Raw genomic sequence first — 13,488 nt, forward strand, 5'->3', positions numbered from 1 at the left:
CCACTCTGCCGGGCGGGCGGACGCCGCGCGGCTGCCGGTTATTTTCGCGTCAGCTAAGGCAAGCCTCGCACAAGAACGAAGTCGGATACCGGCATCACGATGAAGTTACTGCCGTTGCGCTCCGCGGCGATCCTTGCCCGCATAGCGGACATACTCGCCAGGCGCCTACCGGCGGCAATGAATGTTATCAGACCCTTTGGAGTTCGCCTGGGATGAAAGTCGTAATTCTGGCAGGTGGTCTGGGTTCGCGCCTCGCCGAAGAGACCAGCGTGCGGCCCAAGCCCCTGGTCGAGATCGGTGAAAAGCCGATCCTCTGGCACATCATGAACATCTACGCCCATCACGGCCTGAATGATTTCATCATCTGCGCCGGCTACAAGGGCTACATGCTCAAGGAATATTTCGTAAACCTGTTCCTGCATCACAGCGACATCACCGTCGACCTCGCCACCAACGCGATCGAATACCACAAAGGCTCCAAGCCTAACTGGAAGGTAACCATCGTCGATACCGGCATGTATTCCATGACCGGGGGCCGTATCCGACGCGTGCGCAACTACCTGGACCCGGACGAACCCTTCTGCATGACCTATGGCGACGGTGTCGCCGATATCGACATCACCGCAGAGGTCGCCTTCCACCGCAGCCACGGCCTCAAGGCGACGATGGCAGCTGTCGCACCTCCCGGTCGCTTCGGTGCGACGATCATCGAAGACAATGTCGTGACCGCCTTCACCGAAAAGCCGAAGGGCGACGGACAGCGCATCAATGGTGGCTTCTTCGTGCTCGATCCTTCCGTCATCGATCTCATCGATAGTGATGATTCGATCTGGGAAGCCGGGCCGCTCGATTGGCTGACTTCCAACAAGCAGCTTGCCGCCTTCCGCCATGATGGCTTCTGGCAGCCGATGGATACGCTTCGTGAGCGCAATCAGCTCGAGGAACTCTGGCGCACCGGAAAGGCACCGTGGAAGATATGGGCCTGACGGACTTCTGGAATGGCAGGCGCGTGTTCCTGACGGGGCACACGGGGTTCAAGGGATCCTGGCTTTCGCTGTGGCTGGAAAAGCTCGGCGCGGACGTGGCGGCAGTCTCGCTGGAACCCGAAACCAGCCCCTCCCTTTATGCGCGGCTTTCGCCCTGGAGTGGGCGAGAACACCACATCGCCGACATCAGGGATGCGACGGCGTTCAAGCAGCACCTCACCGATTTCGAACCGGAAATCGTCATCCACATGGCAGCACAGGCGCTGGTGCGGCGCTCCTATGAAAATCCGACCGAGACCTTCGCAACCAATGTGATGGGAACTGCAAACGTTCTGGATGCGGTGCGCGACACGCCCTCGGTCAGGACGGTTCTCGTCGTTACCTCCGACAAGGTCTATGCCAACAATGGCAGCGGCGTTCCCTTTATCGAAAGCGATACGCTCGGCGGCAAGGACCCCTACTCCAATTCCAAAGCCTGCACCGAGCTCGTGGTCCAGAGCTATCGCGACAGCTTCTTCAAGGGGCGCGATATCAGTGTTGCCACCGTGCGTGCCGGCAATGTCATCGGCGGCGGTGACTGGTCGAAGGATAGGCTGATCCCGGATTTCATCCGCGCTTTTGAAAGTAGCCAGCCGATCCAACTCCGCTACCCGCAGGCGATCCGTCCGTGGCAGCACGTGCTGGAGCCACTCGGCGGTTATCTTGCCTTTGCCGAAGCGCTGACGGTTTCGGATGAGGCGGAGTTACCCGACGCGCTCAATTTCGGTCCGGATCCGCAGAGTTTCGCAACCGTTGCGGAACTCGCCGAAGCCCTCGGCCTCGCCCATGGCGTAAACGACGTCTGGAAACAGGCACCCGGAGCACACCTGCCGGAGGCGCCCGCGCTTACGCTGAGCTCGGCTCTGGCGCTTTCCGCCATCGGCTGGCGCCCGCGCCTGACCTTGCAGCGGACAATCGACTGGACAGCCGCCTGGTACAAGGCCAACCGCGAAGGAGCCGACATGCGCGCCTTCTCGCTCGGCCAGATCGCGGCCTATGAGGAAGCAATATCATGACAGCGCATAATTGCCGCTTCTGCGGCGCTCCCTTGAAACATCGTTTCGTCGATCTCGGCTCGACGCCGCTTGCCAACGCCTATCTGACGGAAGAACAGCTCAAGCAGCCGGAGCCGTCCTATCCGCTGCGCGCCTTCGTCTGCTCCGATTGCTGGCTTGTACAAGCCGATGCCTTCGTGCCGCCGGAAGACATCTTCAGCCACTACGCCTATTTCTCTTCCTACAGCGACAGCTGGGTGGAGCATGCCCGCCAGTTCACCATCATGGCACGCACGCGCTTCGGCCTGAATGAAAAATCGCAGGTCATCGAGGTGGCGAGCAATGACGGCTACCTGCTGAAACATTTCGTCGAGGCCGGCGTGCCGGTGCTCGGCATCGAGCCTGCCGAAAACGTCGCCGAAGTGGCGCGGCAGGTCGGCGTGCCGACGGAAGCGCGCTTCTTCGGCAAGGAAACAGCGGCTGATCTCGTCTCCCGCGGCCTTGCTGCCGATATCGTCATCGGCAACAACGTGCTGGCCCATGTCCCCGATATCAACGATTTCGTCGGCGGGCTCTCGGGCGTGCTGAAGGAAGACGGCGTCGTCAGCGTCGAGTTCCCGCATCTGCTGCGGCTGATGGAAAACATCCAGTTCGACACCGTCTATCATGAGCATTTCTATTATCTGTCGCTGCTCGCAGTCGAGAAGGCCTTCGCGGCTCACGGCCTGAAGGTCTTCGACGTCGAAGAACTGCCGACCCATGGCGGCAGCTTGCGCGTGCTCGCCTGCCGCACGACATCGACCGCTCATCCGACCGGCCCCGGCGCTGCCAAGGTGCGTGCCGACGAAGCGGCCGCAGGCTTCGATAAGGTCGAAACCTACGAGGCCTTCCAGAGCCGCGTAGCGCCGATCAAGGATGGGCTGCTCGCCTTCCTCAACGAAGCCAAGCGGGACGGCAAAAAGGTCGCAGCCTATGGCGCTGCCGCCAAGGGCAATACGCTTCTGAATTTCTGCGGCATCGGCACCAATCTCATCGACTATGTGGTCGATCGCAATCCGCACAAACAGGGCCATTTTCTGCCGGGCAGCAAGCTGCCGATCTACGCGCCGGAAAAGATGGACGAGACGAAACCGGACTACGTTCTCATCCTGCCGTGGAACATCAAGAACGAAGTCGTGGCGGCCAATGGCAGGGTCGGCGCCTGGGGCGGGCGCTTTGCCGTCGCCGTACCAGAATTGACGGTGATCGGATGAAATTCGTTCCGACCGCGGTTTCGGGTGCTTTTGTCGTAGAGGTCGAAGCGCGTTCCGACGAGCGCGGGCTGTTCGCGCGGACCTTCGACGCCAAGAGTTTCGCCGACCACGGTCTCGTGCCTGTTTATTCGCAATGCAACGTTTCGCAGAACCACAAGCGCGGGACGTTGCGCGGCATGCACTATCAGGCCGAGCCGCGGCCGGAGATCAAGCTGGTGCGCGTCACGCGCGGCAGGGTCTTCGACGTGGCGCTCGATCTGAGGCAGGATTCGCCGACCTACCTCAAATGGGCGGCAGTGGAGCTTGATGCGATCAGGCATAGCGCCTTCTACATACCTGCCGGATGCGCACACGGTTTCCTGACGCTCGAGGATGATTGCGAGCTCTTCTACCAGATGTCGGAAGTCTATGTGCCGGAGCTTGCCCGCGGTGTCCGCTGGGACGACCCCGCATTTTCCATCGCCTGGCCTTTTGCGCCGAGCGTTATCAGCGAGCGCGACGCCGCGCTTGAAAGCTACAGCCAGGAGACAAGCCTTTGAGCGGCATCAAACTCAGCATCTGTATTCCGACCTACAATCGCGAAGCCTATCTCAGAAACGCGCTAACCTATTGCCGGAACGACTATAAGTTCGACTTTTCCTTTGAAATCGTCATCTGCGACAACGCCTCCACCGATGGCACCCAAAAGGTGGTCGAGGAATTCATCGCCCACGGATTGCCGATACGCTATTACAAACGCGACGTGAATGCGGGTGCGAACGCCAACGTCACGAGTGCCCTGCGCCTCGGCAAGGGCGAATATCTCATCTATCTCGCCGATGACGATATCCTGATTGCCGATGCCGTCGCCGACACGGTCAAATATCTCGATGACAATCAGGATGTAACCTGCGCTCATGCGCCCTGGTTTCTCTATGACGAAGTCGCCAAAAACGACATCACAAAGTTCTACGATGTCGAAGAAGACAAGAAGTTCTCGCATGGCAGCTTCGCCGAGGTCTTCCGCTATATTTTCGAACGCCACATCTTTCCGGAAATCGCGGTCTACCGCGCGTCGGCCTTACGGTCGGCCTGGATCCCGCGGGACATTTGCTTCTATCCGTTCCCGTTCCTCGCTCATTTCCTCGATCAGGGTGCGGTGGCCTTCCTGCAAAAGCCATTCTATCGCTCCATCGCCAATTCGGCGATCGTGCGCGACCGGCCGCAGGAAGGCACCAACGACGTCATGACGAGCTGGGACCGATATCGCGGAGGACTTGAATACTTCCTCTTCGTGGGCGCCAAGCGCGGAGCGCTGAACCTGACGCCGGAGACCCGCCTTCAGTATGAAGAGATGTGCAAGATCTTCACGCTCAATCGCATGGCGGTCGCCTTTCGTTTCTGGGCCGTACGCAAGAACTTCATCAAGGCCTATGAGCTCTATACCCGCATCCTGTGGGGCGGGATGCTGGATCATCCGGAAATCCGTCCCTTCCGCGAGGGATTGCCGCTGATGGTCGCCATCCAGACACTGGTCAGCGAGGTGAATTCCGCTGTCGGCATCGACAGGCTGCTTCTCGGTGGCTTCACAGAAATTGGCCCGCTTGAAGGCTTGATGCGCGAGCTCGGCCTCCATGAAAAGGTAAAGATAACGACGGAACTCAGTGACGGTCCGCCGGAAAGCACAGCCGTCTTCGTCAGCGTGGAAAGTGATCGCGAATATTTTGTGGCACTCGGCTACATGCCCAATCTCGTGTTCCACGAGCATGACGTCGCCCGGCACATCATCATGTGAGCCTGGCGCCGGTTTCTAAAATTGGCCTCACGGCGGGCGCCTGCATCTCGATTTCAATTCAACAGAAATTAGCGGCATGACAAACAGGATCTTCTATACCAAACCTTCCATCACCCAGCTTGAAATCGATTTTGCCACAGACGCGGCAGCAACCGGATGGGGGGCGCATTGCTATGATTACATCAATCGCTTCGAACGCGACTTCAAGACCTATCTCGGCAGTGACTTCGCCATTGCGACATCGAGCTGCACAGGCGCTCTGCATATGGGAATGGCTGCGCTCGGCATCACAGCCGGTGACGAGGTAATCCTGGCAGACACCAACTGGGTGGCCACCGTTTCTCCGATCGTCCATCTTGGCGCGAAGCCGATCTTCGTTGACGTGTTGCCGGATTCCTGGTGCATCGATCCGCGCGACGTCGAGAGGCACATCACACCGAAGACCAGGGCCATCATCGCGACCCATATTTACGGCAATCTCTGCGACATGGACGCGCTGCTCGATATCAGCAAGCGCACCGGCATTCCAGTCATCGAGGATTCGGCAGAAGCGATTGGCTCCGTCTACCACGGCCGGCGCGCCGGCTCGATGGGTGTCTTCGGCACCTTCTCCTTCCACGGTACAAAGACGCTGACGACGGGCGAAGGCGGCATGTTCGTCACCAGCGATGGCGCGCTCTATGAACGCGTGCTGACGCTGAGCAATCACGGCCGCGCACGCGGCCAAACCAAGCAGTTCTGGCCCGACGAGATCGGTTTCAAATACAAGATGTCCAACGTCCAGGCGGCAATTGGCTGCGCGCAGCTTGAGCGCATCGAAGAACTCGTCTCGCGAAAGCGGGAAATCCTCGCCGCCTACATGATCCGGCTTTCCGCCCTGCCCGGCATCTCGATGAACCCAGAATATAGCGATACGACCAACGGCGCGTGGATGCCGACCGCCGTCTTCCATCCATCGACCGGTATTAGCCGCGAAATGATGCAACAGGCTTTCGAGGCCGCCAACATCGACGCACGCGTCTTCTTTTATCCCCTCTCCAGCCTCTCGATGTTCGAAGATCGGCCAGAGAACGTGAACGCCTGGAGCATTCCGGATCGCGCGATCAACCTGCCAAGTTACCACGACATGAGCGAAGCCGATATTGACCGGGTGGCGGCAACGCTGCTCGACGTGGCGGCCACCCGGATCCACCACAACAGCGCGGCACTGCAACAGTCGGCCTAAGGCAGCCATAGAGCGAAGGACAAAGAACAGTCATGACTACGAAGGACGATCGTCTCGAATTCGAAGCCCACAAGCGGGAAATGTCGCTTGCGCTCGGAAAGGACGAGGCAAGCTTCCAGCAATCGCTGAACACACTGATCGGGCTCGACAAGTTCGACTATTTCTATCTCTGGTCATGGATGGGCGTGCCGATCATCCAGCTTCCGGCCGATATCCTCGCGACCCAAGAAGTCATCTGGGCAACCAAACCCGATGTCATCATCGAAACCGGCGTTGCGCGCGGCGGCTCGCTGATTTTCATGGCGTCGATCCTCGCCGCCATGGGCAACGACAAGGCCAAGGTCGTCGGCGTCGATATCGACATCCGCGCCCACAATCGCGAGTCGATCGAATGTCACCCGATGTCGAACCGGATCAAGATGATCCAGGGCGGCTCCGTCGACGATGACGTACTTGCCGCTGTCAAGGCCGAGATTCCGCCAGGCGCCCGTGTTATGGTTGTGCTAGACAGCGATCATTCCTACAAGCACGTTCTTGCGGAATGCCGCGCCTATGGCCCGCTGGTGACAGAAGGCTGCTACCTGGTTGTCGCCGACACGCTTATCGGCCACCTAACCGAGGAACAGGCATTCACCAAGCGCTCCAAGGTCTGGCTACGCGGCAATGAGCCACTGCAGGCAATCACGGACTATTTGGCTGAGACCGACCGTTTCGAAGTCGATCCCGTCCTCAACGGTAAGCTTGTTCTGTCTTCCTCGCCAGGTGGCTATTGCGTCTGCCGAAAGGCCTAAGCGGATAACAGGTGTAGTCGCCCATGGCGCAGGTCGATATTGTCAGTCTGAAAGAGAACGCAGATCCGCGCAAGCGGCTGCGTCTGCCGATCAGAAACGATAACGGCCAGCCTGTGGGCGAATTGCAATGTATCGATAGGTCGATGCTTCACGAGCCCGGCCTGATCGAGGACCTTACGGCGTGGCGAAACCAGTCCATGCCGTTCTTCCTCACCCAGTTTACTGCCACCGAGGAACGCACGCGGAGCTGGCTCGAAAATATCTCCCTACCCGCCACCGACAGGATCCTGTTCGTCATTTGCGATCTCCAGGGAAACCGGTTCGGCAATTTCGGCATCTGCAATATCCGGCCCGGCGCGGCCGAATTCGACAACGTCATTCGCGGACGGACGAGCGATATCCGCAAGCTTATGCTCCACTGCGGCGAGGCATTGCTGGAGTGGATGTTTTCCGGGCTCGGGGCTAGGACGGCCGAACTGCACGTCTTCTCTCACAACGAAAAAGCGATGGACCTTTATACCCGGCTGGGTTTTGCATCCGCCGAAAGTCTGCCGCTTCGCCGGACCGAAGAAGAGGGCATGGTCAAATATTCGGTGGTCGACCGATCTCAAGCAAATGCTGATTTCGACTATTTGAGGATGGAGCTTCCAGCCGAACGTTTCGAGAATCGCGTCGGCAAGCGCTTTTGATCGCCTCCGGCTTTCACCGCACCGGCTGGTAATGGCCGCGCAGCGGCACCCGGCTGTCCATGGAAATGATGCCGTCACGTTCGCAGACATACATCAGCGTCGGCATGCCGCCGGAGCGGAAGATCTCGTCGTAGCGGCGTCGGATCTGCACGGTTTCGGTATGGCAGTCGTAGGACTCTTCCACCTTCTTGTCCGGCTGGGCCTTTACGCCCGGAAGATCCTTGTAGGGGTAAAGCGGCTGCACGGCCTGCTTGCCGAAATTCTGCCAGTCGATAGCAAAAGCAGGCGCGGCGGAAGCATCGGCAATAAGCGACAGCAGAAGAACGGCAGCGAACCGCATTACAACCTCTTTCCGGCGCATCGTCCGCTCGATGCCCATTGTCAGGATGTAGGAAGATCGAAGCCTGCCATCAAGCAGAAGCGCGGCCGGGCTTACGGAAATAGCTTCTGATGATCGGATGAGAAAAGAGACCGGCGAGGATCGCAAAACCTGCGCCGACAGCAAAACCGGCAAGCAGACCACCGATCATGCCTGCGACCATGATGACTTTCTTGCTCGGCCCATCCGCCTTGACGGGAACTTCGGCGGGCGAGACGACGCGGATATTGCTTTGGCTCAGGTTCTGCTCTTCGCTGGTCTCACCGGAACGCTTCAGAACGGATTCGTAAAGCTCACGTGCGGCCGTCGCCTTGCGCTGCAGCTCGTTCAACTGCACCTGCTTGTCCGAGGTCGTGGCCTGCAGGGCTTTCTGGACCGCCAGTTCGTTGGCGATATCGTCTTCGGCCTTCTTGGCCTGCTCATATTCGGCTCTTGCCGAGGTCGCGACCCGCTGCAGCTCTCCCTTGATTTCAATGCCAATACTGGCGAGCGAAGAGCGGGCGGCCTGCAGGCGTGGGTGACGGGTTCCCATCTGGCTCTGCAGGCTGCCGACGACAGCCGCCTGGGCGGCATATTGCTGCCGCAGGCTGACGAGCGGCGATGTGCCCGTGGCTCCGTCCGTCTGGCTACCGGCAACGACATCCTCGACCCTGAGATTTGCAGCGGCATCGGCGCGGGCCTTCGCCTGAATGGTCTTTTCCTGGGCGGTGACGAGCAGATTGTTCAGCGACGAAAGGCGCTGGTCGGAAATCAGGTTGCCCTCGGTCGCCGCCATGTCGTTGTCGGCGCGGAAGGTTTCGACCGCCTGCTCTGCTTCCTGCACCTTCTGGCGCAGATCATCGAGGCGGCTGTCGAGGGTCGATGACGTGCTTTCGTAAAGGCCGTTGGAAGCGCTGCTTTCCTCCTGCATGAAGGAGGTAACCACCTGGTTTGCGAGCCTGGCCGATTTTTCCGGATCATGGGTCGTCGCGGCAAGCGAGACCACGTAGGTGTTATTCTCGCGTGTAATCAGCAGAGCCTTCTGAAGCGCGCCGATGATGGCGGCGCCATCCGTCCTGCCGCCGGTGAACTCCGGATCCTGATCGAGCTTCATGGCGTCGGCTACGCGGCGCAATACGTTGCCAGAGGTCAGCAGCTGGACCTGGCTATCGATCAGCGTCGAAATCATTTCCGGCGACGGGGCCGCGTTCTGCGAACCGCTGTCGGCAAGACCGATCTGACGCGGATCGAAATAGAGGGCGGCAACGGCGGTAAATTTCTGCGGAATACGGGGCGCGATCACCGCGCCGGCGGCGGCACCGACGAGGCAAAGACCGGCAATGATCAGGCGCCGGCTCCAGACGGCAGCGACCGCAGACCTGATATCCAGCAATGGTCCGGCGGCGGCCGGAGCCTGCTCGACTGCGGGTTCGGGCGCTGATGGGGGTTCGGAGCGGGCAGGAATATCGCGGCGTGGCGGTTCGGCGGGACGGTTTTCCGAGGCTGTCGGGCGAAGCGGAAGGGGATCGGGCTCGGTGGGTGGTGGAGGCGGAACGAAATCGGTCGGCCGGATGATTGGGCTACGCGCGCGGCTCCCTTCAGGCGCAGGCTGAGACGACTCAAAACTGCGCCAGGCAGGCAAGCGGCTCACCCTGTTCCCGTCATACTGATTCATAAGCACCGCATCCACCCGGCGAGAAAGCTTGGCCGGGCAGGAGCGACTTTAGAAATTCTTAGCTAACGGACCGTTAAGATGGAGGGATCGAAGCTGACGTGGCGATCCTGCCGCGACCCGCGAGGATGGCCCATGAAACGGAAGAGACTGCCGCACAGGCTGCTGGTTGCCGCCGTCATGACCATTTCGTCCACCGCCCACGCCGCAGACGCGTCTCTTTGCTATTACGGCGTCAATCTCTCCGGCGCGGAGTATGGCGAGCGCGGCGGCGTCTACGGCACGAACTACACCTATCCTACCGAGGAAACGATCAGCTATTTCGCCAGGAAGGGAATGACGATTATCCGCCTGCCTTTCCGCTGGGAACGGCTGCAGCCGAGACTTGGCGGACGGCTCGACGACGATGAACTGCAGCGTTTGAAGGATACGGTCGCGCTGGTTCGCAGGCATAAGATGAACGTGCTGCTCGATCCGCATAATTTCGGCTATTACGACAAAGGCCAAGTCGGCAAATCGCCCGCAACGAATGCGGCCTTTGCCGATTTCTGGGCTCGGCTTTCTGTCGAATTTGCCAATCAGGACGGCGTGCTCTTTGGGCTGATGAACGAGCCGCATGACATTCCCGCGACCGACTGGCTGAAAGCGGCCAATGCTGCGATCCGCGGCATTCGAGCGGTCGGCGCGCGCAATCTCATCCTCGTTCCCGGTACGGCCTGGAGCGGAGCGGCAACGTGGGAAACCGATGTGATCGGCGGTGCGAACGGAACCGTCATGCTCGGCGTGCGTGATCCGCTCGATTTCTACGCCTATGAATTCCATCAGTATCTCGACGCCGATTCCTCCGGCACGCACGAGACCTGCGAGGGCGCGAAGGCTGCGACCGATGCTATCACCAATGTGACTGCCTGGCTGAAGAAGAACGGCAAACGCGGCTTCCTAGGCGAATTCGGCGCGTCTGCAAATGCGGATTGCCTCAATGGCCTGAAGACCATGCTCGCCACCATGTCCGACAATAGCGACGCATGGATCGGCTTCTCCTACTGGGCCGCCGGCGAATGGTGGCCGGCCACCGAACCCTTCAACGTGCAGCCGCGTGACACGCCCGAACGCCCGCAAATGCGCCTGCTCGAGCAGATGATTGCCAAACGTGCGCCCGTCTGCGTAGCGGTAAAGCCTGCGGGGAAATGACGTGGCAGCAATCGGAGAGACAGGGACGAGATTCGAAACGGTTGCCGATGCGGCCAGCCCGGCTTTGCGTCTCGATTACCCTGTTCTGATCCTCGGGCTGCTTTCTGTTCTCTACAACGGCATCCTGGCCTTCATAAACCACAACGTCATGCCACTTTCGATGACGCATGTGGCGGCGAGCGAAGGCCTGATCATGGCGAGCGCAATCATCTACATCCTGCACAAGGGGATCTATGAGGAGGACCTTCCGGCCTTCCTGTTCATGCTCTTCACGCTGATCGTGACGGTCTATGTCAGCGCGCTCAACCGCATGGCCTTTATCGATCATTTCCGCAACGTCCTGATCATCTTCTGCTTCACGGGTCTTGGAGGCTGGTGCAACGAGCGGACGCTGAAGCTGATCTTTCGTGTCGCCTGTTTCATGGTGCTGCTGTTCCTGATCTTCGAGATCATCAGCGTTCCCTTCTATGTCAGTATCGTTCATCCCTCGGACTATTTCGCCAACACGCGCGGGCTGAAGCCGCTGAGCTTCAATACGACGGGCCTGTTCCAGAACGCGCTCGGCTTTCCCGGCCGTTTCTCCTTCGGCATCATCGATCACCGCTCGTCCTCGATCTTTCTGGAGCAGGTGTCGCTTGCCAATTTCTGCGGCGTGATCGCGATCTACCTGATTTCGATGTGGGACCGGCTGACACGGTTCGACCGCGCGCTGGCCATTGCCACGGCGCTGCTGATCCTCACCACCAACGACACCCGCACGATGCTGATCTTCTGCATCTGCTGTATCGGCGGCTATTTCGTCTTTCCGAAGATTCCCAAGGCCTTCAATCTGGCGCTGATGCCGCTCATCGTTTGCGCGGGCTTCCTGGTCTACATGAAGGACCCCAATGCGATCGGCGACAATTTCACCGGGCGCATCAATCTGACGATGAAGAAACTGATGGATCTCGATCCACTGGCAATCCTCGGGCTTTCCGTCGATAAAGTCGCCGAATTCGCCGATAGCGGCTATGTCTATCTCGTCTATGGCGCGACGATCTTCGGCGTCATCGCCTTCTGGCTCTTCGTCTGCCTGTTTCCGGCGGGCACGAGCCCGGCACAACGGCGCTGCGCCCATTCACTTTCTCTTTTCATTTTTCTGAATATGATGATCGGGGGAACGGCAATCTTCTCGATGAAGATCGCCGGCCTTCTCTGGCTTGTCATCGGGTTCATGCGTTTCCGCGACACGCCACGCATCCGGCAGGGTCGTCCGGCAAATGTACTGAGTTGACGAAGCGGCTTGCCCAAGGGCGATCCGCAGAGCCTGTGGGAGCAAGACGTCAGATGCTTGTCCAGCTGCAATATCTGCGTGCCATCGCGGCGCTGATGGTTGTCTATTTCCATGCTATCCTGCAGCTTGCCAAGGTCAATCCGGCCATCGACGCGACTTCCTTCATCTATGGCGAAACAGGCGTCGATATCTTCTTCGTGCTCAGCGGCTTCGTGATGTGGCTGACCACGAGCGGGCGTAGCATGACGCCCGCCGATTTCGCCCGCAAGCGCATCAAAAGGATCGTGCCGCTCTACTGGCTGGCGACGCTGTTTTCGGCGGCTGTGGCGCTCATCGCACCGTCGCTTCTCAAGTCGACAACCTTCGATCTGCCGCATCTGATGGCTTCGCTGCTGTTCCTGCCATGGATCAATCCGGTCGATCCGGCAATGATTGCGCCTGTCATCGTGCCCGGCTGGACGCTGAATTACGAGATGTTCTTCTATTTCGTCTTCGCGCTGCTGTTGCCGATCCGTGAGGATTATCGCCTGCCCGCCCTGTTTGGTGTCTTCGCAGCCATCCTGATCATCTGCCATCTGCTGCCGGAGACGACGGCTACAAAATTCTACGGCCAACCCATCATTTTCGAATTCCTGGCCGGCGTGGCGCTCGGCTGGCTCTATGGTCAGAAGCTTCTGCTGCCGAAGCGATGGGCCTGGGTTCTGCTTGCCGTCAGCTTTGCCTTCCTCTTCATCAACGAGGATCTGGTGCGGCCCGACGGCCGGTATTATGCCTGGGGCATACCGGCGATCTTCATCGTCTATAGCGCTGTTTCCATCGATTTTTCAAAACTGCCCTTTGTCGGCTGGCTCAACTATCTCGGTGACGCCTCCTACGAGATCTATATTACCCACGCCTTCACGCTGGCCTTCCTCAGGATCATCGCCAACCATTTTCCCATCGGCCCGCTTCAGCAGCCCGTCATCTTCGTGATCCTCTGCCTCGTTCTCTCTTCCATCGTGGGCGCGATCATTCACGAAATCATCACGCCGCGCAGAAAAGTGCGGATTGCCGGCCGGCCAGCCACCTGACCTCAAAATATCGGAAGGCGAGGACGGGATTTCGAACGGCGCAGGCAGAACGGAATTCCCTGCAGCCTGTCATAAGCTTGCGGCATGAAAGCAAATGCCGCAGGCATCAAAGTTCGCCTTGCGATTTGTTGCAAAAATGAAAGTTTGACGGCCTGTTCGCGGCCGCGGCTTT

13 protein-coding genes are annotated in these 13,488 nt (G+C 59.3%); 11 read left to right on the plus strand and 2 right to left on the minus strand.

Going from position 1 to position 13,488, the window contains the following annotated elements; translation table 11 throughout:
• The first annotated feature begins 212 nt into the window (after window positions 1–212).
• The 8 genes from rfbF (at window position 213) to JNB85_RS06780 (ending at window position 7,752) form a co-directional block, all read left to right on the plus strand.
• Window positions 213–986, plus strand: a complete 774-nt coding sequence (gene rfbF, locus JNB85_RS06745) for a glucose-1-phosphate cytidylyltransferase (protein WP_220333576.1) — start codon at window positions 213–215, stop codon at window positions 984–986.
• Window positions 977–2,041, plus strand: a complete 1,065-nt coding sequence (rfbG, locus tag JNB85_RS06750) for a CDP-glucose 4,6-dehydratase (RefSeq protein ID WP_220333740.1) — start codon at window positions 977–979, stop codon at window positions 2,039–2,041. The genes rfbF and rfbG overlap by 10 nt, the downstream gene beginning before the upstream one ends.
• On the plus strand, window positions 2,038–3,273 hold the full coding sequence (locus tag JNB85_RS06755) for a class I SAM-dependent methyltransferase (protein ID WP_220333577.1): 1,236 nt from the start codon (window positions 2,038–2,040) through the stop codon (window positions 3,271–3,273). Before rfbG ends, JNB85_RS06755 begins: the two co-directional genes overlap by 4 nt.
• A complete protein-coding gene (gene rfbC / locus JNB85_RS06760; RefSeq protein WP_220333578.1) occupies window positions 3,270–3,812 on the plus strand; it encodes a dTDP-4-dehydrorhamnose 3,5-epimerase in 543 nt (180 codons plus the stop codon). Before JNB85_RS06755 ends, rfbC begins: the two co-directional genes overlap by 4 nt.
• Window positions 3,809–5,047, plus strand: coding sequence for a glycosyltransferase family 2 protein (locus JNB85_RS06765; RefSeq protein WP_220333579.1), 1,239 nt, complete (start codon window positions 3,809–3,811; stop codon window positions 5,045–5,047). Before rfbC ends, JNB85_RS06765 begins: the two co-directional genes overlap by 4 nt.
• A gap of 76 nt (window positions 5,048–5,123) precedes the next feature.
• Complete coding sequence (locus JNB85_RS06770) at window positions 5,124–6,272, plus strand: DegT/DnrJ/EryC1/StrS family aminotransferase (RefSeq protein ID WP_220333580.1); 1,149 nt, start codon at window positions 5,124–5,126, stop codon at window positions 6,270–6,272.
• 32 nt (window positions 6,273–6,304) lie between these two features.
• Window positions 6,305–7,063, plus strand: a complete 759-nt coding sequence (locus JNB85_RS06775) for a cephalosporin hydroxylase family protein (protein WP_220333581.1) — start codon at window positions 6,305–6,307, stop codon at window positions 7,061–7,063.
• 23 nt (window positions 7,064–7,086) lie between these two features.
• The gene (locus JNB85_RS06780; protein ID WP_220333582.1) at window positions 7,087–7,752 is read left to right on the plus strand and encodes a GNAT family N-acetyltransferase; all 666 of its coding nucleotides are present in this window, start codon (window positions 7,087–7,089) and stop codon (window positions 7,750–7,752) included.
• A gap of 13 nt (window positions 7,753–7,765) precedes the next feature.
• Here JNB85_RS06780 and JNB85_RS06785 read toward each other — a convergent pair whose 3' ends face one another.
• Both JNB85_RS06785 and JNB85_RS06790 read right to left on the minus strand, forming a co-directional pair.
• Window positions 7,766–8,092: a hypothetical protein gene (locus tag JNB85_RS06785; RefSeq protein WP_220333583.1), complete on the minus strand. Its 327-nt coding sequence runs from the start codon at window positions 8,090–8,092 to the stop codon at window positions 7,766–7,768.
• 70 nt (window positions 8,093–8,162) lie between these two features.
• Window positions 8,163–9,785, minus strand: a complete 1,623-nt coding sequence (locus JNB85_RS06790) for a GumC family protein (RefSeq protein WP_220333584.1) — start codon at window positions 9,783–9,785, stop codon at window positions 8,163–8,165.
• 177 nt (window positions 9,786–9,962) lie between these two features.
• Here JNB85_RS06790 and JNB85_RS06795 point away from each other — a divergent pair, with 177 nt between their 5' ends.
• From JNB85_RS06795 to JNB85_RS06805, 3 genes are read left to right on the plus strand one after another with little or no spacing between them, the layout of a single operon-like run.
• Complete coding sequence (locus tag JNB85_RS06795; protein ID WP_420852258.1) at window positions 9,963–10,973, plus strand: glycoside hydrolase family 5 protein; 1,011 nt, start codon at window positions 9,963–9,965, stop codon at window positions 10,971–10,973.
• A 1-nt stretch (window position 10,974) separates the two neighbouring features.
• Window positions 10,975–12,246 (plus strand): hypothetical protein, encoded by a 1,272-nt coding sequence (locus JNB85_RS06800; RefSeq protein ID WP_220333586.1) that lies wholly within the window; start codon window positions 10,975–10,977, stop codon window positions 12,244–12,246.
• A gap of 53 nt (window positions 12,247–12,299) precedes the next feature.
• Window positions 12,300–13,316, plus strand: coding sequence for an acyltransferase family protein (locus JNB85_RS06805; protein ID WP_220333587.1), 1,017 nt, complete (start codon window positions 12,300–12,302; stop codon window positions 13,314–13,316).
• Window positions 13,317–13,488: the final 172 nt, after the last annotated feature.

Source organism: Rhizobium mesosinicum, from assembly GCF_019511345.1.
In the GTDB taxonomy this organism is placed as follows: domain Bacteria; phylum Pseudomonadota; class Alphaproteobacteria; order Rhizobiales; family Rhizobiaceae; genus Rhizobium; species Rhizobium mesosinicum.